20 protein-coding genes are annotated in these 23,074 nt (G+C 39.4%); 10 read left to right on the plus strand and 10 right to left on the minus strand.

Features of this window, described 5'->3' with window-relative positions; all coding sequences use genetic code 11:
- Positions 1-2 precede the first annotated feature (2 nt).
- Positions 3-749: a 16S rRNA (guanine(1516)-N(2))-methyltransferase RsmJ gene (gene rsmJ, locus AACV00_RS05600; RefSeq protein WP_012368588.1), complete on the plus strand. Its 747-nt coding sequence runs from the start codon at positions 3-5 to the stop codon at positions 747-749.
- Positions 750-819: 70 nt separating this feature from the next.
- Here the strand turns inward: rsmJ and AACV00_RS05605 are convergent, their stop codons facing one another.
- The 3 genes from AACV00_RS05605 to uspA all read right to left on the minus strand — a co-directional run bounded on the left by AACV00_RS05605 (position 820) and on the right by uspA (position 3,726).
- On the minus strand, positions 820-1,569 hold the full coding sequence (locus tag AACV00_RS05605) for an SDR family oxidoreductase (RefSeq protein WP_004246663.1): 750 nt from the start codon (positions 1,567-1,569) through the stop codon (positions 820-822).
- Positions 1,570-1,697: 128 nt separating this feature from the next.
- Entirely contained in the window at positions 1,698-3,038 is a 1,341-nt protein-coding gene (gene gdhA / locus AACV00_RS05610) for an NADP-specific glutamate dehydrogenase (RefSeq protein WP_017628608.1), read from the minus strand.
- Between the two features lie 253 nt (positions 3,039-3,291).
- Positions 3,292-3,726 carry a universal stress protein UspA gene (uspA, locus tag AACV00_RS05615; protein ID WP_004246661.1) on the minus strand — a complete coding sequence of 145 codons (435 nt, stop codon included), beginning with the start codon at positions 3,724-3,726 and terminating at the stop codon, positions 3,292-3,294.
- A gap of 413 nt (positions 3,727-4,139) precedes the next feature.
- Here uspA and uspB point away from each other — a divergent pair, with 413 nt between their 5' ends.
- A complete protein-coding gene (gene uspB / locus AACV00_RS05620; protein ID WP_004246660.1) occupies positions 4,140-4,472 on the plus strand; it encodes a universal stress protein UspB in 333 nt (110 codons plus the stop codon).
- Between the two features lie 71 nt (positions 4,473-4,543).
- Here the strand turns inward: uspB and pitA are convergent, their stop codons facing one another.
- Positions 4,544-6,043, minus strand: coding sequence for an inorganic phosphate transporter PitA (gene pitA, locus AACV00_RS05625; RefSeq protein ID WP_004246659.1), 1,500 nt, complete (start codon positions 6,041-6,043; stop codon positions 4,544-4,546).
- A 308-nt stretch (positions 6,044-6,351) separates the two neighbouring features.
- Here pitA and AACV00_RS05630 point away from each other — a divergent pair, with 308 nt between their 5' ends.
- Positions 6,352-7,557, plus strand: a complete 1,206-nt coding sequence (locus AACV00_RS05630; protein WP_004246658.1) for an NAD(P)/FAD-dependent oxidoreductase — start codon at positions 6,352-6,354, stop codon at positions 7,555-7,557.
- Positions 7,558-7,969: 412 nt separating this feature from the next.
- Positions 7,970-8,671: a pirin family protein gene (locus AACV00_RS05635; RefSeq protein WP_004249849.1), complete on the plus strand. Its 702-nt coding sequence runs from the start codon at positions 7,970-7,972 to the stop codon at positions 8,669-8,671.
- Between the two features lie 115 nt (positions 8,672-8,786).
- Here the strand turns inward: AACV00_RS05635 and pckA are convergent, their stop codons facing one another.
- The 4 genes from pckA to umoB all read right to left on the minus strand — a co-directional run bounded on the left by pckA (position 8,787) and on the right by umoB (position 14,118).
- Complete coding sequence (pckA, locus tag AACV00_RS05640; RefSeq protein ID WP_004246655.1) at positions 8,787-10,406, minus strand: phosphoenolpyruvate carboxykinase (ATP); 1,620 nt, start codon at positions 10,404-10,406, stop codon at positions 8,787-8,789.
- A 204-nt stretch (positions 10,407-10,610) separates the two neighbouring features.
- On the minus strand, positions 10,611-11,495 hold the full coding sequence (gene hslO / locus AACV00_RS05645) for an Hsp33 family molecular chaperone HslO (protein ID WP_004246652.1): 885 nt from the start codon (positions 11,493-11,495) through the stop codon (positions 10,611-10,613).
- A gap of 27 nt (positions 11,496-11,522) precedes the next feature.
- Positions 11,523-11,936 (minus strand): ribosome-associated heat shock protein Hsp15, encoded by a 414-nt coding sequence (hslR, locus tag AACV00_RS05650; protein WP_004246651.1) that lies wholly within the window; start codon positions 11,934-11,936, stop codon positions 11,523-11,525.
- A gap of 73 nt (positions 11,937-12,009) precedes the next feature.
- Positions 12,010-14,118, minus strand: a complete 2,109-nt coding sequence (gene umoB, locus AACV00_RS05655) for a flagellar biogenesis regulator UmoB (protein ID WP_017827151.1) — start codon at positions 14,116-14,118, stop codon at positions 12,010-12,012.
- Positions 14,119-14,473: 355 nt separating this feature from the next.
- On the opposite strand from umoB, the gene nudE reads away from it, so the two are divergent.
- A complete protein-coding gene (nudE, locus tag AACV00_RS05660) occupies positions 14,474-15,031 on the plus strand; it encodes an ADP compounds hydrolase NudE (protein ID WP_004246647.1) in 558 nt (185 codons plus the stop codon).
- Positions 15,032-15,120: 89 nt separating this feature from the next.
- Here nudE and AACV00_RS05665 read toward each other — a convergent pair whose 3' ends face one another.
- Both AACV00_RS05665 and mrcA read right to left on the minus strand, forming a co-directional pair.
- Positions 15,121-15,924, minus strand: a complete 804-nt coding sequence (locus AACV00_RS05665) for a MetQ/NlpA family ABC transporter substrate-binding protein (RefSeq protein WP_004249852.1) — start codon at positions 15,922-15,924, stop codon at positions 15,121-15,123.
- Between the two features lie 333 nt (positions 15,925-16,257).
- Positions 16,258-18,792 (minus strand): peptidoglycan glycosyltransferase/peptidoglycan DD-transpeptidase MrcA, encoded by a 2,535-nt coding sequence (gene mrcA / locus AACV00_RS05670; RefSeq protein ID WP_017628606.1) that lies wholly within the window; start codon positions 18,790-18,792, stop codon positions 16,258-16,260.
- A gap of 116 nt (positions 18,793-18,908) precedes the next feature.
- On the opposite strand from mrcA, the gene AACV00_RS05675 reads away from it, so the two are divergent.
- From AACV00_RS05675 to aroK, 5 genes are all read left to right on the plus strand, one after another.
- On the plus strand, positions 18,909-19,733 hold the full coding sequence (locus AACV00_RS05675) for a hypothetical protein (protein WP_036895825.1): 825 nt from the start codon (positions 18,909-18,911) through the stop codon (positions 19,731-19,733).
- Entirely contained in the window at positions 19,721-20,320 is a 600-nt protein-coding gene (locus tag AACV00_RS05680; RefSeq protein ID WP_004249854.1) for a PilN domain-containing protein, read from the plus strand. The genes AACV00_RS05675 and AACV00_RS05680 overlap by 13 nt, the downstream gene beginning before the upstream one ends.
- Entirely contained in the window at positions 20,304-20,846 is a 543-nt protein-coding gene (locus tag AACV00_RS05685) for a hypothetical protein (RefSeq protein ID WP_036895827.1), read from the plus strand. The genes AACV00_RS05680 and AACV00_RS05685 overlap by 17 nt, the downstream gene beginning before the upstream one ends.
- A gap of 6 nt (positions 20,847-20,852) precedes the next feature.
- Positions 20,853-21,968: a secretin N-terminal domain-containing protein gene (locus tag AACV00_RS05690; RefSeq protein ID WP_004246639.1), complete on the plus strand. Its 1,116-nt coding sequence runs from the start codon at positions 20,853-20,855 to the stop codon at positions 21,966-21,968.
- 580 nt (positions 21,969-22,548) lie between these two features.
- Entirely contained in the window at positions 22,549-23,070 is a 522-nt protein-coding gene (aroK, locus tag AACV00_RS05695; RefSeq protein WP_012368596.1) for a shikimate kinase AroK, read from the plus strand.
- Positions 23,071-23,074: the final 4 nt, after the last annotated feature.

Here is a 23,074-nt window from a genome sequence, read left to right on the forward strand (position 1 = left end):
ATGTGAATATCTGTTTACTTTGTGAAGAAGGCGCTGATAACAGCGCCTTATCTGCTTTAGCGCAACGTTGGGGATTAATTCACGACGCCACACAAACTATGGCGTTAGTCTTAACGCCCACTCACCTTGAATTGCGTAAACAAGATGAGCCTAAACTTGGTGGGATCTACGTGGATTTTGTCGCGGGAACTATGGCTCATCGTCGTAAATTTGGCGGTGGTCGTGGTGAAGCGGTAGCAAAAGCAGTAGGTATTAAAAAGGATTATCTACCCGATGTGGTTGATGCAACAGCAGGATTAGGCCGTGATGCCTTTGTATTAGCCTCTATTGGTTGTAACGTAAGAATGGTTGAACGTCATCCTGTGGTGGCTGCATTACTTGAAGATGGCTTGAAACGCGCTTATCTCGATGCAGATATTGGTGAGTGGATGCAACAGCGTATGAAGCTTATTTATGCTTCATCTGCACAGGCACTCACGCAAATTAGCCCTACACCTGATGTAGTCTATCTTGATCCTATGTATCCCCATAAAACCAAAAGCGCATTAGTGAAAAAAGAGATGCGGGTATTCCAATCTCTTGTCGGTGCGGATGAAGATGCTGATGCATTATTAGCACCAGCCATGGCACTGGCTAAAAAACGAGTGGTTGTTAAGCGTCCTGATTATGCTGAGCCGTTAAACAATCAACCCGCACATGCAAGTGTCACCACCAAAAATCACCGTTTTGATATCTATCCTTGTATCTAGCCATAGATAACCCATAGAGGGGCGTGTCTTCCCCTCTTTTGCCATAACTTTTTAATTATAATATCTCTATCTATTGAATAGTATATCCACCATCAATCACCAGATTATGGCCATTGATCATATCCGCTGCACCGCTTGCTAAAAATACAGCCGCGGCAGCAATCTCTTCTGGCTCAGCAAATCGCCTTGCCGGTATTTGCGCTTTCATCTGTTCACCTTTTTCACCTTCCCAAGCCTTTTTACCTAAATCGGTCATCACAATAGTAGGGGATATCGCATTGATTTGTAGGCCTTTGGGTCCCCACTCTAGCGCCATCACCTTTGTCATATTGATAATGGCGGCTTTACTTGCACAATAGGCAATATGTTCTGGTAAAGCGATAATACCTGCTTGAGAGGCGAGGTTAATTATCTTACCTTGCCCGCGTTGTAGCATATGCTGCCCCACTTGCTGACACAGTAAAAAAGTCCCCGTTAAATTAACTGATAAGGTTTTATTCCAATCTTCAAGAGATAGCGATTCGGCGGGAGCTAAAGCGACAATACCTGCACAATTAACAAGAATATCAATGCGATCGAACTCTTCAATGACTGAGTGTACCGCTTGCTTTACGGACTCTTCACTTGAAACATCACACCAGATCCCCACCGCACTATTTAAACGATGCGCCACTTGCTCAACCTGCTCTGATCTATCCAACAAAGCGACTTTAGCCCCTTTTTCGATAAACATCTGTGCGATAGATAAGCCAATTCCAGCCGCACCACCAGTAATAACAGCCACTTTATTCGAGAGAGTAAAATCAATTTGCGTAGCCATATAACCTCCAGCTTAAAAATAAATAGTCACTCTTTTAAGCATAGCAGATGAAAATTAGGCCTAAGAGGGAAGAGAAAATGATTGAAACGGTCAGAGCGAGCGCTATGCACTCGCACTAACTTAAAAAATTACAGCACGCCTTGCGCTAACATTGCATCAGCAACTTTAACAAAACCTGCAATATTAGCCCCTTGAATATAATTAGTTTGTTTACCTTCACCGCCATAGTTTACACAAGCGTGATGAATATCCAGCATAATATGATGTAAGCGAGCATCAACTTTCTCAGCTTTCCAACTCAAGCGTGCTGCATTTTGCGCCATTTCTAATCCCGAAGTTGCTACCCCTCCAGCGTTAGCGGCTTTACCCGGTGCAAACAAGACTCCCGCCTCAATAAAAGCATCGGTTGCCGCAATGGTCGTTGGCATATTTGCGCCTTCGGCAACAGCTTTAACACCGTTTTTAATTAACACTTTTGCGGCGTCTAAATCTAATTCATTTTGTGTAGCACAAGGTAGTGCAATATCAACAGCGACAGCCCAAGGCTGTTGCCCTTCAAGATAAGTTAAACCAAACTCTTTGGCGTACTCTTCAATACGACCATAATTATTTTTAATTTCAGTTAAGCGAGCCAGTTTTTCGGTTGTAAATCCAGCTTCATCCACCACGGTTCCGCCAGAATCTGAAGCGGTGACCACTTTCGCACCCAGCTCAAGGCATTTTTCAATGGTGAATTGTGCCACATTGCCAGCACCAGAAACGGCTACACGCATTCCGTCAAGGGACATGCCGTGACGTTTAAGCATTGCGTTAGTAAAATAGACTAAACCGTACCCTGTGGCTTCTGGGCGGATCAAACTGCCACCAAATGATAAACCTTTACCCGTAAAGACACATTCATTGCTATTCGAGAGCTTTTTCATCATTCCGGCCATAAAGCCAACTTCCCTTGCCCCCACACCAATATCTCCCGCGGGGACATCAGTATCAGCCCCTAAATGACGATAGAGCTCAGTCATTAACGCCTGACAAAAACGCATCACCTCTGCGTGGCTTCTCCCCTTGGGATTAAAATCAGATCCCCCTTTAGCGCCTCCCATCGGCAGTGTTGTCAGTGCATTTTTAAAGGTCTGTTCAAAACCTAAAAATTTTAAAATAGAGAGGTTTACCGATGGATGAAAACGCATTCCACCTTTGTAGGGACCAATAGCAGAGTTAAATTGTACTCGCCATGCGCGATTAACTTGAACTTGTCCTTTATCATCTAACCAACAGACGCGAAACTGAATAATACGTTCAGGCTCAACTAAGCGCTCAAGTAATGATTGTTCACGATATTGTGGATTTTTCTCTAAAAAAGGCCACAGAGTGGTAAAAACTTCACGTACCGCCTGATGGTATTCAGGTTGATGAGCGTTATATTTTTCTACCTCTTCTAAAAACGAAGATAATGAGCCAGATCTATTCATTCAGCTATTCCTTTTTATGTAATGTGATGTTGGCATAACCTCATTTATTCGGAATATTTTTGGGATTTATGTGAGGTTGATATTGTTTTGCCTATTGAATATATCATTAAAATGTATTCCTACTTCAAGACATTTTTTTTACAATTAGACAAAAAAAAAAGCTTGACCTCACTAAAGGCTAATAAAATCAGGATTTTTGGACAAAAAAATACCTGCATAAGCAGGCATTTTTTTTGCTTAAATAATCAGTTGATTACTCTTCATCATCTTTCAGAGGAACAATTAACATATCAACATGAACGGTATTAATTAGTTGACGTGCTGATGACATCAATTTGCTCCAGAAATCTTGGTGATGACCACAAACCACTAAGTCCATATCGTATTTTTTAATCGCATCAACAAGAACTTGGCCTAAATCCCCGCTACCACTGAGTGTTTCTTGGATCTCATAACCTGAGTTATCAGAGAGATCTTTTAGTGCATTACGTGTTTCATCAGTGATGCGTTGTTGCATATCACCAAGGTTAACATCAATTAAACCGGTATACAGATCAGAGTAGTTAACATCAACGTGAATTAAGGAAACTTTGGCATTATAGGGTTTTGCCATAGATACAGCTTTCTGCACCAAGACGTTGCTCTCAGGGGATAAATCAACTGCAACTAGAATATGCTTATAAGCCATCGTAAACTCCTTCCATAAGCTGATTAATCGGTCGGAAAGGCTATTACGCCTATATCCTTTACATTAAATATAACGTTTTATGATGAAAGTTAGATGTTGCCTTGATCACAACTTAGTGCAAATACCATCAAAGAAAGCATCTATCGGTAACAACAATATACACCATTTTAAATAAGTGAGGAGTCGTTCTTCGACAATATCCACATATTAATGTGAATAATGCACAAAGCACAATAAAAACACCCTATTAGAGTTATTTTTTAATCATTTTTTTGAAAAAGCGAACAACTTGAACAACTCGCTTTTATTTCTTGCTTAATATCACCTAGACTTAAATAAGAGAAAAATTAACCTTTCCATGTAAATGCAAAAGGTTTTCTCATCTCAGAATCAGCTATTCTAGGGAGGGGATTATGTTTAGTGTCATTGTTATCTTTTGGGCGTTGTGTATTCTTTGCCTGATTAATATGATGCGTTATTTCTCATCAATTCGGGTATTACTCACCATATTGCGCCAATCTGATCCATTACTTTACCAATCTGTCGATGGGAATGGATTTTTCACTATGCATGGTCAATTTTCAAAACAGTTAAGACTTATTCGATATATAAATCAACGCCAATATACTAACCACCATGATCCTGAAGTGATTATGCGTTGTGAACGGATTTATCGACAATTCTACCTAGTAAGTCGCTTTTGTATTCTTGCTGTAGCAAGCTTGATCGCCATGATTATTTGGTAGGTTTTATAGGGATAAAAAAACGGTGACGAGTTAGTCACCGTTTCTCAATACTATTAGGATGCTTATTATTATCAGCTATTCACCAGCAGTGAAAGTGAAATCCAATAAAGCACACCGGATAAAGCAATACTCACTGGTAATGTTAAGATCCAGGCCAGCGCAATATTTTTCACGGTTTTGGTCTGCACCCCACCACCATCAACAATCATCGTACCTGCAACCGCAGATGATAACACTTGTGTTGTTGATACTGGCATACCTGTATAACTTGCTACACCGATAGAAACTGCAGCAGTTACCTGAGCAGAAACACCTTGCGCATAAGTCATACCTTTTTTACCAATCTTCTCACCGATAGTTACCGCAACGCGTTTCCAACCTACCATTGTCCCGATAGAGAGCGCTAAAGCCACAGAGATAATGATCCAAATTGGTGCATATTCCACTGTATTTAGCAGGTCACGACTCAATGTTTTTAAGAACCGTGCATCTTGGGCGCTAGTTTCTGGTAGTTTAGCAACTTCCGTAGCTGTATCAGCAATACACATCAGTAAGCGACGCATTTGAGCACGCTGGTCTGCACTCAGCTCATCATAAGAGCTAATACCAGACAACATTTGTTCTGTTTGATTGAGAACAATTGGCGTTCTTGCGCTATTACAATGAAAATCCGTGTCGTTAGGATCAGCTTGTGCTGATACTACCGGGGTATTTTCAATCGCATGTTGTAGAGCTGGTTGATGCTTCTCATAATACTGTTGTAAGTGTACAACGGCATCATGAGTTTTAGTGATATCGTATCCGCTAGCATTCATATTGACGACAAACCCTGCTGGGGCGACACCAATTAAAACTAACATGATAAGACCAATACCTTTCTGACCATCATTCGCACCATGTGAGAAACTCACCCCTACCGCAGATAAAATCAGCGCGGTACGAGTCCAAAATGGTGGTTTGCGTTTACCATCTTTTTTCTCACGTTCGGCAGGGGTTAGGTGGATACGACGACGTTTTTTCGTGCCACTCCAATAGCGACGTAACAAGAAAATCATCGCGCCAGCAATCACCAAGCCAATAATTGGGGAAAGGATAAGAGAAAGGAAGATACTGATCATTTTAGGTATGTTTAATGCATCAACGATTGACGAGTCTGTCACGATAGCATTTGTTAAACCAATACCAATGATAGCACCTATCAGCGTATGTGAACTGGATGCTGGAATACCGAAATACCATGTACCTAAGTTCCAGATAATGGCAGCTAACAGCAACGAAAAAACCATGGCAAGGCCATGAGCCGAGCTCACATTTAGCAGAAGATCTGTCGGTAATAAGTGAACAATAGCGTAAGCCACGCTCAATCCACCGAGCAAAACTCCAAGGAAGTTAAATACACCCGCCATCACGACCGCAAATTGCGCACGCATAGCACGAGTATAAATAACAGTTGCTACCGCATTTGCGGTATCATGAAAGCCATTAATGGCTTCATAAAATAGCACGAAAATCAGTGCTAAAACCAACATTAAACCTGTATGAAATTCCAGGTCAGTAAACAAATGTAGCATAGACGTTAAGCCAGTTAGTTGGACATGAACGCGGCGCATTATCAGCGACAAATGCGAACGGTGGAAGCGAAATTTAACCTTTTTTTGATTTGATAACCAAGGAAAATGACGGGTTTTTAAGATAATTCCTTATATATCATTTAATTAATAAACATAAAAAAAAAGTAAATTTCTGATAAATTTTTTGCTTGCAAATACGAATTTAGGTGAAAAATACAGATTTCTCCATATAATTTTACAAAATACTCTGATTTTACACGAAGATCACTGATTAAGTAGTCAGAGACAACCAAGAACGAGACATCATTGTGGGATCATTCGATACAGTTATTATAGGTGCAGGGGCCGCTGGACTTTTTTGTGCCTCTTTAGCAGGACAAGCGGGATTATCTGTTTTAGTTTTAGATAATGGCAAAAAAGCCGGCAGAAAAATTTTAATGTCTGGTGGTGGACGTTGCAATTTTACCAATATGTATATCGAGCCATCAGCTTACTTATCCGATAATCCTCATTTTTGTAAGTCAGCACTTGCTCGCTATACACAATGGGATTTTATCGAGTTAGTACAAAAGCACCATATTGCTTACCACGAAAAGACATTAGGGCAATTATTTTGTGATGATTCTGCCCAGCAAATTGTTGATTTATTACTCGCAGAATGCCATGAAGGAAAAGTAAGTATTCGCTTACGTAGTGAGGTGACTCAAATAGAGAAAACCGCCGAAGGCTTTACTCTTTTGGTAGGAGGGAAAACAATAACCGCCTCCTCTGTAGTGATTGCCAGCGGAGGACTTTCAATGCCCGGTTTAGGTGCCACCCCTTTTGGCTATAAAATTGCGCAACAATTTGGCCTTAATGTATTGCCCACTCGTGCAGGCTTAGTCCCTTTTACATTACACAAGCCACAACTTGAACAACTCAGCCCGCTCTCTGGTGTGGCGATCCCTGCTATTGTCACCGCTGAAAATGGCACCCAATTTAAAGAGAATATTCTTTTTACTCATCGTGGGCTTTCCGGTCCTGCTATTTTACAAATCTCTAGTTATTGGCATCCGGGAGAGAATGTGAGCATTAACTTACTTCCTGACACGGATTTGGAAGGCTATTTACAAGAAAAACGACAAGCACAGCCGAATCAATTATTAAAAAATACGCTTTCTCGCCTACTACCGAAGCGTTTTATAGAGATAATGATTGAAAATAATCAACTGCCTGATACCTCACTGGCTCAACTTAGCAATGAACGTATTACACAAATAACGACGTTGCTACAAGCATGGCTTGTTTTACCTAATGGCACAGAAGGTTATCGCACTGCAGAAGTCACCCTAGGTGGTGTTGATACCCGTAATCTCTCCTCTAAAACGATGGAAGCAACAAAGATAACAGGTCTCTATTTTATTGGTGAAGTGGTTGATGTCACAGGTTGGTTAGGAGGATATAACTTCCAATGGGCATGGAGCTCTGCTTATGCCTGTGCCCAAGCATTGATCTCTCGACACATGACTAAGTAGGCGCGTTATTTTTATAAATAACCACACAAAGCATAGGCTAACTTATTGGTTATAATGATTTTTTTAAAAACAAAATAAAATAACTCGTTAATCAGTGAGTTAACGAAATTGGCATTATTTTTTCTGTTTTGATTAAAAAAAACACTTTACAAATGATAGTGAGAACTATTATCATTAAATCACTTTCAGATGCACCACCTTCAGGGTCATATGAAAGAACGACATTGCTCACATTGCTTCCAGTGTTTTACTTTAGCCAGCCGGGTGCTGGCTTTTTCTTTTCTAGCGTTTGTTCGATTGTTTTATTTTTTCTTATTCAAATTATTTGTATCCTCAGATTAAATTCCTCCGCTTTTTTACTTAGCTTAATTGCGTAAACTGTGTTCAACAACTTCAGAGAAGGAAACACATTATGATTTATTTACGCAAAGCAAATGAAAGAGGCCACGCTAATCATGGTTGGCTAGATAGCTGGCATACCTTCTCTTTCGCAAGCTATTACGATGCTAACTTTATGGGATTTTCCGCCTTACGCGTCATTAATGAAGATAGAGTGATGCCCGGTGAGGGTTTTGGTACCCATCCTCATAAAGATATGGAAATTTTAACCTATGTGCTTGAAGGTAATATTGAGCATAAAGATAGTATGGGTAATAAAGAAAATGTACCCGCCGGTGAATTTCAAATAATGAGCGCAGGTACAGGTATCACTCATTCCGAGTACAACCCAAATAGTGATAAAGGCCTGCATTTTTATCAAATTTGGATCATGCCTGATACCACCGGTATTACACCACGTTACGATCAACGTCGTTTTAATACCACAGAGAGTAAACAGCTTATTTTGTCACCAGATGCACGTGATGGCTCGTTAAAAGTGTTCCAAGATATGACGCTGTGGCGTTGGAACCTAAAAAAAGGAGAAGAGGCACAATATCAGCCAGAAGCAGGAAGAAATATTTGGTTGCAAGTCGTTAAAGGAAAGATAGCAATTAATGACATTATTGCGACCACCAGTGATGGCATCGCCATCGCGAATGAAGATATTATCTATTTCGTTGGTGATGAAGACAGTGAAGTCTTGCTGTTTGACTTACCTCCTGTAACAGCATAGTTGGGCTACCAACCTAAAGCCACTTTTTCTCAAACAATTTATTTCACTTTGTTTTCTTGTTAACTCCCTGAGATGTCTTTCATCTCAGGGAATTTTTTATCAATAAAACCAATAACTAGCGTTTAGGGCCCACTTTTGTTAACGCTTGCCCTACTGGCGTATCAGTATATTTATCAAAGTTTTTCACAAAGCGATCAGCAAGATCGTCCGCTTTAACATCCCATTGTGCTTTATCCGCATAGGTGTCTCGAGGATCTAAAATTTCGCTATTAACGCCAGGAAGCGCTGTTGGGATCGCCAAATTAAATACAGGCAGAGTTTGAGTCTCCGCTTTATCAATATCACCATTTAAAATGGCATCAATTATCGCTCGAGTATCTTTAATTGAAATACGTTTGCCCGTACCATTCCAGCCCGTATTCACTAAGTAAGCTTGTGCTCCACAAGCCTGCATACGTTTTACTAACACTTGAGCATATTGTGTTGGATGGAGTGATAAAAATGCTGCCCCAAAACACGCAGAGAATGTCGGTGTTGGCTCTGTCACACCACGCTCTGTTCCAGCAAGTTTCGCAGTAAAGCCTGATAAGAAGTGATATTGAGTTTGCTCGGGTGTTAAACGAGCAACCGGAGGTAACACCCCAAAGGCATCAGCGGTTAAGAAAATGACTTTTTTAGCATGACCCGCTTTCGATACCGGTTTGACAATATTATCAATATGATAGATTGGATAAGATACACGGGTATTTTCTGTTTTTGAGCCGTCATCAAAATCAACACTACCATCTGCTAATACCACGACATTTTCTAATAAGGCATCACGTTTAATGGCACCGTAAATATCTGGCTCAGCTTCTTTTGATAGATGGATAGTTTTAGCGTAACAACCTCCTTCAAAGTTGAATACACCATCATCATCCCAGCCATGTTCATCATCACCAATCAGTTTACGCTTAGGATCTGTTGATAATGTCGTTTTACCTGTCCCTGACAAACCAAAGAAAATGGCTACATCACCACTTTCGCCAACGTTTGCCGAACAGTGCATAGAAGCAATACCTTTTAATGGCAGGAAGTAGTTCATCATAGAGAACATACCTTTTTTCATCTCTCCGCCATACCAAGTACCACCAATTAACTGAATGCGTTCAGTTAAGTTGAAAGCAACGAAATTTTCAGAGTTTAATCCCTGCGCTTTCCAATTTGGATTGGTACATTTAGCACCGTTCATCACAATAAAATCAGGTGTAAAATTTTCTAACTCTTCTTGCGTAGGGCGAATAAACATATTCTTAACAAAATGCGCCTGCCAAGCCACTTCGGTGATAAAACGCACTTTTAATCGCGTATCTGCATTAGCACCACAAAAGGCATCAACGACAAACAAACGTTTGCCTGATAGCTGCTCAGTAACTAATGATTTTAAATCAGCCCATACTTGCGGTGAGAGTGGTTTATTATCATTTTTACCTTTGCCCTGATCAGCCCACCACACAGTATCACGAGTAACATCATCACGAACAATGTATTTATCTTTCGGAGAACGTCCAGTAAAAATCCCCGTATCAACAGCAATAGCGCCTAACGAGGTTAATGTGCCTTTCTCATAACCTGTTAATCCTGGCTTAGTTTCTTCTTCAAATAATAAGTCATAGCTAGGGTTATAAATGACTTCACTAATGTCATGAATACCGTACTGCTCGAGATCCTTAGGGGTAAGACCTTTAACGTTCATAGTTTTGCTCCTGATAAATAGGCTTTTCTATGAGCATTATTAAGGTGTTACAACTAATTAACAGCGATTGTTATCAATATTTTGAAAATTTATATTTTTTTTATGTTAATAACGAGAACTAATGCACAAATCTACAGAAAAATTGTTGAATAAAAAAGGACGCAAAATAGCGTCCTTTAGGGTGATTTACGTTGCTAAATCGAATCAGTGCAAATTAGAGCTAGATAATTTATTGATATTATTAATATCTTCTTCAGTGAAGATATAATGAGCACCGCAATATTCACACTCCATATCAATTTTACCTTGTTCTTGTAACAGATGAGCTACATCTTCTTTAGATAATGTTACTAATGTATCTTCACAACGTTTACGAGAGCACGTGCAATGGAATGCTATCGGTTGTGGATCATATAATGTCACATCTTCTTCATGATATAAGCGATGTAAAATCTCTTTAGTATCAAGTGTAAACAGCTCTTGAGCTTTAATGGTGTGCGTAAGTTGTGTTAATAGCTCAAAGTGTTCTGCTGTCTCATCAGCACTATGTTCTGCACTCGCAGGTAAGGCTTGTAATAACATACCTGCACCCGCCGCTTTTCCATCTTGCAGACCTGTGCGGATAAAGACACGGGTAGGTAACTGCTCTGATTGATTAAAGTAGTTATCAATACAAGCTTCTATCGTTTCACCATCCAACGCTACAATACCTTGGTAACGCTCACCTTTTTTAGGTGTGATGGTAATAACCATAAAGCCATTGCCCATCATCTCTTTTAAGCTGCTACCGGCTTTAACATCATCACTAAAACGTGCAACACCGCGCATCTGTTGTTCATTATTGCCGTTAATAACCACTAATCGTACTGGGCCATCACCTTGTAATTGAACGGTAATATCACCATCAAATTTCAGCGTAGCTGTTAACAAACTTGTCGCGACCAATAAATCACCTAACAGGTGTTGAACTGGCTCAGGATAATGATGATTTTCAAGTATTGATTGATAGGTTTCCGTTACGGTAACTAATTCACCACGTACCGCGCTTTTTTCAAATAAAAAGCGTGATAAAGCGTCTTTTTTAGACATAATCTTCTCTCATTGCTGGGGAGCGGTTTAATCCGATCCTGGTAAATTTGTCTGTTTCAAGCGAAGTAAGGTGCGTCTTTCCTTTTTATCAGGTCGACGTTCGGGATGAGGCATCGTTAACGCATTCATTTTTCTTGCTAGAGCGATTTTTTCTCTCTTGGCAATACTCTCTGGTGTTTCACAATAGAGCAATTGTGCTTGAGCCGCCCCTAGGCGCTGTGCACTCACCATTAAGACTGTAACTGTCCGTTCATCATTACCTTGTCGTAAGCGTATTTCAGCCCCAACTTCAACATTTTTACTTGGCTTGCCTCGCACACCATTGTAATGGACTTTACCCCCTTCAATCATAGTGCGAGCAATGGCACGCGTTTTATAAAAACGTGCAGCCCAAAGCCATTTATCTAAACGGACAGCGCTTTCTTGCGATGGTTGACTCATCCCTTTCTCTCCTTAACTTCAACTTCTTCATGAAGGCGATAGAGTAAACACATTGCCTTCCACAACAAGGAACTTACTGAGGAGGGCGATAAAAACAGTGCTCGTAATATTGACTGATTTTATGCATGCGTTGATTATTTTGTCGCCGGCGCCGGATGATAAAAAATAAATTCAGGATCAAAAATCCAATAGCGAAGAATAATAATAACGTATTACCGATATAATATAACAGGGTCATTGAGTCAGGCATGCTATGCAAAAAGATTTGTAACGTGCCATTCGCATCAATTACCATCCCCGTTATTACACCTCCAGTATTAAAAGGTGTGTGTAATAAAATATCAGATAATCGCTGTAATTCTCGCCATTGCTCTAATGGTGTAGGTTCAAATACAGAATTGGTATTTGAAGCATAATCAACGAGCTGTTTTCTTTCATCACTGATTAAAAGCACACCACCCGGTGGTGGACTATTTAACAGTATTGCGGCCTTATCTATTTCTCGGTAGATAAAAGATGATGTGGTGGTGTCAACGAGCTTTTCCAAGGCCTCAGCACTAACAGCACGTAATAAAACATTGGTTCCTGTTAATTTGCCACTTTCTGCACGTTGAACTAATGATGGCCAATCATTGACATTACTTAGGTTTACCAAGGCCATTTTAAGCCGAATACATTCATTTTCTCTCGGGCATAAATCTTGTGTTTTCAAGATAATGCCATCAAAATTATCCAAAAGATTCATGCCAGATTTAGTAATAGCTTGACCTAAGCTTGGGTTTACACGGTTGTTAGAAACGGGGTGTAGCTGCTCTTCAACCAAATATAATAATGCTGCCGCTTTTTCAATCGTACTAGACTCAGGCATTGGCATTGGGTTGCTGTTGTTCCAATAAATCCCCGAACAATCAAAAGGTGCAAATATTGTTTTATTATTCTTACTGGAAAGGTTTGGAGGCATATAACACATTCCGACACCTTTGGCCTGAATAATATCCCCTACATGCAGCTTGGCCGTTTCTAACTCCGTAAAGTTAGTCACTAAATGAGGTTCACTCTCTTTTATCCATGAAAAAGTTAACTTCATTGATAATGATAACGGTTGATAGAGATACAGCATACCTATAATAAATAGGCTACAAACAACAAAGATAATATTTTTAATGTAACGCTTATACGGATAGTTTTTTTCTTCATCATGCAATGATAAATAAGGCCCTTGCTTGATAACATGATGATTAGGATACATTTCTAAATAGGTCACCTTATCAATATCATTTTGAATATAAGGTTCCCAATGTGGAGGATAAACTAAATCAATTCCCCCCAACGAAATATTTTTTACCTGCCCATGATCAAAATTACCAAACAGTCCCCAGCGTTTTAAACGCCCTTTAAAACAGTGTACTTCTTGTTTTCGTGATTTGATGATGGGTCGATAAATAAGAAACAAGCCTAAAACAAGAAAAGTCCCTCCTGCAGCCATTATCCAAGGGAGAAAGACTTGTGGCATCATTAATGCCGTTAACCATAAGATTAACCCTAAGCAAATTAACGAGCCATTCCAAAAACCTGAAGAATGATGTAACCGATACTCTTCGTTGGTTTCTTGGCGAATATGTAATAAATGCGCCGCATCACCTTCATTTTTCTGGATAGTGGAAGTGCCATTTGACAGTATGGGTTCAGAAAGTTGTTTTAAACTTAACGCAGAAAAATGTGATTTTTCATCTTTAAGAAAATGGCCATTCACACCAATGACAATGGGGATAGAAGGAGTACAAACGACATCGAGGACATTTTCTTGTTGCAGATAAGGCACCAGTAATGGAGGAATATGGATCTCTACCGCATCAATGTAATAGCGCCAATGATTGAGCCCCTCTGATGATCCCGCAAACCGGTTAACAATATTACGCAGTGTCGTAACGACTTCACCTTTAGTGGGTATTTCAGGAAAGTTTTGTAACGAATACCCAGAAGAAAACTTAGAGGTGCCAAAATAGGACAAATAGTCACTAATTACCCCATAATCATCTTGTGTTAGTTTACGGTAAGTCGGTTTGGCGAGGGATGGAAGATGATATGAGCCATCAAGCCGCCTTCTTTTAAAGAATAGAAAGGCGGCCATTATAAATAGGCTAATCATGAAGATAGCCAATATAATGACTGATAATCTCATTTTTTCCCCATACTCATGCTGGTGTTGCTTAGTAACAATAACAAATTTGAAATGCCACCTAACATAAGGCAATTCCTATTCTTTAGTTCTATTTTTTTATTAAAATACAATGAATTATATTTGTGTTGTTGCGTTATAATTTATATATATTATCAATTTTATATCCGCCAACCATGCCATTTTCAGATAAAATAGCGCATCAATAAATAATAATACTCCCAAAAAATCAATCAATAACTGGGTTTAGTAGCGGAGTGTACTCAATTTTCACTAAAAAGCTAAATCTAATTGTTGGATTTATTTTATCATTAATGTGTTAAATTCAGGTTAATCTCTATTCCTATCAGGGGCTGTTATGAAAGAACTAAAAAAACCGAATATACTCAATATTGATAACATTGCCCGTTCTCGGTTATTTCAGATCCAATCCGTTAATCTGGAATTTAGCAACGGCGAAAAACGTATTTATGAACGAATGAAACCCGCTAACCGGGAAGCGGTAATGATAGTCCCTATCATCAATGATGACCTGATCCTTATTCGTGAATATGCTGTTGGCATCGAAAATTATGACTTTGGCTTTCCCAAAGGGGCTATTGATGCGGGTGAAACCCCATTACAAGCGGCCAATCGTGAATTAAAAGAAGAAATTGGCTACGGTGCCGGCTCTTTAACCGAGATAGCTAAACTGTCTATGGCGCCCTCCTATTTTTCCAGCAAAATGAACATTGTTATTGCTCAAGATCTCTATCCTGAACAATTAGAAGGCGATGAGCCTGAGCCGTTAGTTCAAATACGTTGGCCTATCGCCAAGATGATGGACTTATTAGATCATCCCGACTTTACCGAAGCTCGTAATGTCAGTGCACTCTTTTTAGCACAACGTTATTTGCAACAAGTTTGTCCAAAATAATAATTGGCTCGCGATATCCAGATAAAATTAAGGCCACCAAATAGGGAGGCCTTGATATCTATCATCTCTTTTTATTAGAAAATAGCGCGTTACCACGCTTTCACCGCATCACCTTTATAAACTTCTTGCGCTTTTTGCAAAATTTCATCACTTTGGAAAACCGCGACGAGTTTTTTTAATCGTTCGTTATCTTTGTCTATGGCTCTGGCAACAATCAAATTAACATAAGGAGAATCGGTATTTTCCATAAATAAACCATCTCGTTTGGCTAATAATCCCACTTGTGAAGAGAAGTTATTATTGATGATGGAAAGGTAAATATTAGGATCACTTAACGTACGAGTTAGTTGTGGTGTATCAATTTCTGCAAATTTAAGTTTCTTAGGGTTTTCAATAATATCAAGTGTCGTTGGTAAATACCCCACCCCATCTTTTAATTTAATCAATCCTTGAGCCTGCAGTAATAATAAACTACGACCTAGGGTGGTTGCTTCATTAGAAATGGCGACGGTAGCACCATCAGGAAGCGCCTCTATGGTTTTGATTTTATTTGAATAAGCTGCAATAGGAAAAATAAACGTTTTACCTATGATTTCAAATTGATAACCACGCTCTTTGCTTTGAGCTTCGTAGTAGGGTACGGTTTGGAACGCATTCACATCAACATCATTATTACGCAAAGCTTCATTAGGTAACACGTAGTCATTAAAGGTGATCACCTTGATATCTAATCCCTGCTTTTCTTTTGCCAGCTTAACAACTTCATCCCAAATTTGCTGATCTGGCCCTGTATTTATTGCCACTTTTAACGGTTTATCACCTTCATCTGGTGAGCAAGCGGTTAAAACCAATGAAGTACAGGCCAAAAGCACCACTAATAATAATTTTCTCATCTTCTCTCCAATAATCGACCATATCACTCTTTTTATTTATAACTTATTGTTATTATTAAGTTTAATGTTTTTATTATGCTATCAAGGGGAATACTTATACTATATGCCAATATGTATTTAGACATCTAGACGTTTAGATAGTTATTTATAACGGGAAAGAGTGGAGAGATCAAAATAGATTTACACACAAAACATGAAATATTTTCATGTTGGAAGATGAGATGTATCTATATCTATTTATTAGATAACAAAAAGCGGGAAAAACAATCTGTTATCCCGCTTTAGTTATTCGTTAGATCGCTATTTAATCTAACTTTTTGTTTATTATATTAATCAAAATAGCTCGTTAGATTCGCCATTATCCTCAAAGATCCGTGTACCCACTTCACTTTTTGCTTTTTCTGTTGGCTGAGTGCCTTCAATAAAATACTCTTTCATTGATGGTCCATCTCCCGCCAACTTACCGGTATTGCGATCGATTTGAACAGCAACAACGCCTTTTGGCATCGGCATCATTTGTACCGGAACACCTTCTAAAGCAACTTTCATAAAGTCATTCCAAATAGGTTGTGCCGTTTTGGCACCCGCTTCACCACCCGTTGCGGCAGTTCGCCCTAAATTGCGACTACTATCATCAAAACCAATCCATGCAGTCGCCACAATATTAGCACCATATCCAGAGAACCAAGCATCTTTAGAGCTATTGGTCGTTCCTGTCTTACCACCGATATCTTGACGTTTTAAATCTCGCAATGCACGCCATCCTGTACCAGACCATCCCGGCTCACCAACGAGATTGGTTCTTAACGCATCATGCATTAGAAACGCCAGTGGCGTACTTATCACATGAGGAGCATATGGGCTTTCTTTGACTGTTTCAGCAAGAGGTGCTTGCTCTAACTCAATATCAGGCGCCGTTTCTACCGGTTGCGCTTGCTGAGATTGTGCGACGTTTTCCATATAATCATCAGATAATGCAATAGAGCGCGTAGTATCACCATAAATCACGGGGATATCGGTACATTCAGGACAAGCGACTTTCGGCTCAGCAGTAAAGATCACTTCACCATCAGCATTTTCAATACGCTGAATAAAATATGGCTCAATGAGATACCCACCATTTGCCATTACCGCAAAACCTCGAGCCATTTGCATTGGTGTAAATGAAGGTGAGCCTAAAGCTAATGACTCTGTTCTATCTATATTTTGATTAGGAAAACCAAAACGCAATAGATAATCTGCAGCGTAATCAACCCCCATCGCCCGCATAGCGCGCACCATAACTACGTTTTTAGATTGACCTAAACCTTGACGTAAACGAATAGGCCCTGCGTAAGTAGGTGGTGAGTTTTTAGGGCGCCAATCAGTTCCAGCTCCTGCATCCCAACGACTAATAGGTAAGTCATTTAGTAATGTCGATAATGTTAACCCTTTATCTAATGCCGCCGCATATAAGAAAGGTTTGATATTTGAACCAACTTGACGTAACGATTGAGATACGCGGTTAAACTTACTCAATTCAAAATCAAAACCTCCCACCAGCGCAATAATACCGCCATTAAGTGGATCTAATGCGACAAAAGCTGCATTAACCTCAGGAAGCTGTGCTAATAACCAATCATTTTCACTATTTTGTCGTACCCAAATTTGCTCACCAGCATGTACAACAGCATCAACTTTGCTCGGCGTGGCCCCTTGAGCCGTATCAGAAATAAATTTACGCGCCCAACGAACCGCTTTTAAATCGAGTGTTATTTTATCGCCATTTTTTAATACCACCTGAGCTTCTTTAGCATCAGCGGATAACACCACTGCGGGGATTAATGGGCCATAAGTCTGTATACCCTTTAGCTTATCGTTAATGGCTTTATCATCCCAAGGAGTTTGCCCTGCATGCCACAGCACCTCTTGAGCACCGCGATAGCCATGGCGCATATCATAATCAATAACATTATTACGTAGCGCTTGTTCAGCGGCTAATTGATCTTTGCGGATAACTGTAGTGTAAATTTTATAACCATCCGTATAGGCATTTTCGCCATAGCGCTGATACATCTCCATTCTGACCATTTCAGTCAAATAAGGCGCTGAAAAATCAATTTGTGGGGCGTGATATTTAGCCACAATAGGCTCAGCTTTAGCACTGTCATACTCTTCGCGGGTAATATAGTTCTCTTCCAACATGCGTTGTAACACTAAATTACGGCGTTTTAAGGCACGATCATACGAATAAAGTGGGTTTAGTGTCGAAGGGGCTTTAGGTAAACCTGCAATAACAGCCATCTCACTTAAGCTAAGATCATGCACACTTTTACCAAAGTAAACATATGCAGCAGCACCCACACCATAAGCGCGATTTCCTAGATAAATTTTATTGAGATAAAGTGCCAAGATCTCATCTTTAGTAAGCTCTTTCTCAATACGGATAGCCAAAAAGGCTTCTTTGATTTTACGCATTAATTTCTTCTCAGGTGTTAAGAAGAAATTACGCGCTAATTGTTGCGTGATGGTACTGGCACCTTGCGATGCTTGCCCCGATGTTAACGCAACAACAACAGCACGAGAGATGCCAATAGGGTCAATACCATGATGTTCACGAAAACGCGTATCTTCAGTGGCAATAAAGGCATTAATTAATTGCGGAGGCATCTCCTGCAAGGTAAGAGGCAAACGACGTTTTTCGCCATATTGCGCCATTAACTCTCCGTCTGCGCTAAAGACCTGCATAGGAGTTTGTAAACGAACATCTTTTAATGTCGCGACATCGGGTAGTTGAGGCTCGACATATTTATACATGCCATATATCGAGGCTGCTCCCAAAATTATGCAAGCAAAAACGAAGATGAAAAAATATTTTAAGAACTTCACCTTAAATTTCCCATGTAATGTGAATTGGGCAGTTTATAAACAAACAGTGCGTAGTATAAAGGTAACGCCTCTTGGAAAATAGGCTATTACACATTCAATAGATATGGATATCATTTATGAAAACAGATAATTATCAGATTGGTATTGAAATTAATATCAATCATATCAATGCCGTTTTAGTATTTCAGCAGAATAAGCAATGGAAGATCAATGCATTTTGGCAATTCCCTTTACCTCTTAATGATAATATAGATGATATAAATTTAAGAACTATCTTAAAACGATGGCAACAATCTCTACCGCCAATCAACCGTGTTGCACTGGCATTACCCGATACATTGGCAAGTTATCATACCATTGCTTTATCTAACCTGATTTCCCTGACACCAGCAGCCTATTATCGATTAGCACAACTCCGAGCCACATCTCATCAACAAGTCACCAAACAAGCGGTACAATTCGATTATCGGCAACATAACCAACATCTCGCCATCCATTTACATAACAAGACACTGATAGAGACTTATATTGCCTTATTCGCCAAAATAAACTTAACCATCACTGCGATTGATATTCCAGCTTGTGCGTTGCGTTATGTTGCCACACATCTCAACATATCGCCTCACAGCATATTAATTTTTTGTCAAAATAATCAAATGCTTTGGGTTTGTGCAGATAAAGAGATGCCCCATTACGGTACTCTTTCTTATCAAGACCACCAAGAGCAAGAAAAACAATTACAGCAATTACTCATCAAGCATCATTGGCCACAGGAGCAATGTTATTTCTCAGGTGACAATGCAGAATACTTTCGCCAACAAATGCCTATTTGGCCAACCCAAAAAGAGCGGCTATTTATGTCTATACCGCCCAAAAAGACGCTACCTCTAATTGCCATTGGTTTAGCTTTGCGTCCTTGGGAGACAGCATGTATCAAATAAATTTTCTTCCTTGGCGTCAAGCCTTATATCGACATCAAGCACAACGGTGGCTTTATTGGAGCATGATACTCGTTGTTATTACATTCAGTGCTTGCGGTTACTACGCTTATTATTTAGTACAACAAGTAAAAACACTCTCACTTTTACAATCACAATATCAAAAACGTGAGTACTCACTACAAAAACAATATCACAATGACCAACATGAACAGAAAGTCACCCGCTTATATCAACAGCGTTATTGGCATTATTATCAACATTGGCTTCACTATTTAAATTACCTCGCTTTCTTTCAAGCACTAGAAACACTGCTCCCTACGGAAGGTTATATCGCGCAGTTTTCTGAAAATGATGCAACATTTTCGCTTCAGGTGCGGCTCCCTTGTGAGCAGGCACTTACTTTTATATCTAAAGTTAACCAACACCCCAACCTGACATCATTAACACTCTCCTCTTTTCAACAGAGCAAACAAGATCCCCGTTACAGCAAAATAAGGTTTTCTGGTAAGTGGCAGAGTTGGCAATATCAAGTATCTCAACATAGGCATAGCGAACAGGATGTCGATAACAATGAAAATAAAGACTAATTGGGTAATTTATTTCGCCCTTTTACCTTTTTGGAAAAAGGCACTCTTAAGTTTAGCCCCTTCTATAATAGTGAGTTTGTTATGTTATTTATTCAGCTTTTCGGGCTATCAGCAGGACATAACCGCGCAACAACAGCTTATTAGCCAACACCAAACGCAGATACAACAACTGCAGTCTATATTGCATTCGTCTCCTGCTATAGCCTTATTAAAAACGTTACAAAATGACTATAAACTTCCACCACAAACAGGCTCAGCCTATCAGCGTTTACAACAGATAATCGATAACCATCACTTGATACCTCATAGTTGGCAACATAGTGTCGATAATAGTTTTAAGCTACGTTTTTCACTCTCTTACTCACAATTACTAACGTTATTAGCGCATCTACATCAAGCAGGTTGCGCTCTTTCTGCACTGCTCATTTCGCCTATCCCCCCTGATTTACTCTCAGTTGAATTGAATTTAGTCGACATAACGACCCCAAATGTTCTAGCGCCTTTAAAGTCAGAAAAGTCAGAGTAAAATATTATGAAAAGCGTCTTTTTTTATTTGCTGTTACTACTATCTATTTTGTGCTTTGCTGGTTTTGCTCAATCCAGAGATCCTTTTTATCCAGAACAACCTATTGATAGTAATAACACTCACCATTTCATTGATAAAACAGATAATAGTGAAACTCTTCAACACCAAAACAGCACATTACATCATCGTATCTACCCACTACAGTATGCTGATGTAACCACCGTGGCACAGCAGTTAACGAACTATGGAATTTCATTACTCAGTGATCATGGACGAATAGCCATAGATAAAGATTCAAATAGCTTATCCATTATTGATACAGAAAAAGCACATACTGAAATTTCTGATTGGTTAAAAATTAAAGAAACACCACAGCAACAGGTGCATATTACCGCACATATCATCAGTAGCAGTCAGGATGCGTTAAATGAGTTAGGAACGCAGTGGGGATTACTCAATATGAAATCGGCAAATTTAGAAGGTACATCAAACAATACTACAACACCCCATAACATAGCATCAGCACCGCTCACAGCACCTTCTCTTGCCGCATTGGCACTGCATCAAAAAACAAAAAACCCCTTACATTACATAGCCTTTAATATCGCCAGAATTAATAGTCGTCTTTTAGAATTAGAACTAAGCGCCTTAGAACAAGAGAAACAACTCGCCATCATTGCCAGTCCTCGATTAACGGCTGCACATGAAAAAACGGCATCTATCAAACAAGGAACCGAAATTCCCTATGTCAGCAGAGATAACGACACCATCCGAGTTGAATTTAAAGAGGCTGTTTTGGGGATGGAGGTAACGCCGATCATTCAAAGAAGCAATAAAATTAGATTGCTATTAAAAATTAGTCAAAACACACCAGGTATTGCCTTAGTACAAGGAGGTAGTGAACACCTTTCAATAGATAAACAAGAAATAATGACAGAAGTTACTATTCATGATGGTGAGACTCTGATGTTAGGAGGAATATTTCAACAAAAGCAGCAACAGCATGCAGCAAAAATTCCTTTTTTATCTTCACTGCCATTACTAGGGATACTTTTTAGCCATAAGCGTGACCAACATAGTCGTCATGAATTGGTTATTTTTATTACACCCAAATTAATCTAATTTTCTTAGTGTGATTTATTTTTTTATTATAATACAAACAATTACCTTATTTCCACCAAGATAAAACTGTAAGTTATTCATTGTTTTTTCTTATAATCTCTATTTATAGATTTGACGCTGAGGACGATTTAGCTTACAAGGGTTAGCTAATTGAGTGGGCCTGAAACATCACAACGATAATACGGATACATTTTATGCACTTCCTCTTTCTTGGAGGTAGGGCTTTTTATATGTAATATTGATCAACTGATGACAGAAAAGACAAAGTGATCAGATGCGGTTTTCCGGCTAAATTGTGTTAGAATCTCCGCATTGCCAACAAAGATAATATAATTTTTATAGGTCATATCTTGTTATGTACTGTAGGCAAAGGGATTTTTATCCTGTGTTGTCGCTTGCGACAACACGTGGTTATTTAATAGCGTTCTACTGAAAAAACTCAGTTTTAATATGAGAGTAGATACACACGTTATCAGGCGTGAATGAAATAAACACTCATAAATTTCAGTTTAGGTCCCGTCGCTGAATGAATTTGGCGGGGCGGGTTATCATTAACGAATATCTTAGTAATACCAAAAACATGGCAGAGAAACGTAATATCTTTCTGGTTGGGCCTATGGGTGCCGGCAAAAGCACTATTGGTCGTCAGTTAGCTCAACAACTTAGTATGGAATTTTATGATTCCGATCAGGAAATTGAGCGACGTACAGGTGCAGATGTAGGTTGGGTATTTGATGTAGAAGGCGAAGAAGGCTTCCGTCAACGTGAAGAAAAAATAATCAACGAACTTACTGAAAAGCAAGGCATTGTACTGGCAACAGGTGGTGGTTCGGTGAAATCAAGAGAAACCCGTAACCGACTATCAGCACGCGGTGTTGTTGTTTATTTAGAAACCAACATTGAAAAACAACTTGCTCGTACTCAGCGAGATAAAAAACGTCCTTTATTGCAAGGTGTTGAACCCGTACGTGATGTACTGGAAACCCTCGCAGAAGAGCGTAATCCTCTTTACGAAGAGATTGCTGATATCACCATTCATACTGATGATCAGAGTGCAAAAATCGTTGCAAATCAAATTATTGAATTATTAGAGAAAAACTAATAAA

The organism is Proteus sp. G3927 (genome assembly GCF_963894685.1).
GTDB lineage: Bacteria > Pseudomonadota > Gammaproteobacteria > Enterobacterales > Enterobacteriaceae > Proteus > Proteus mirabilis.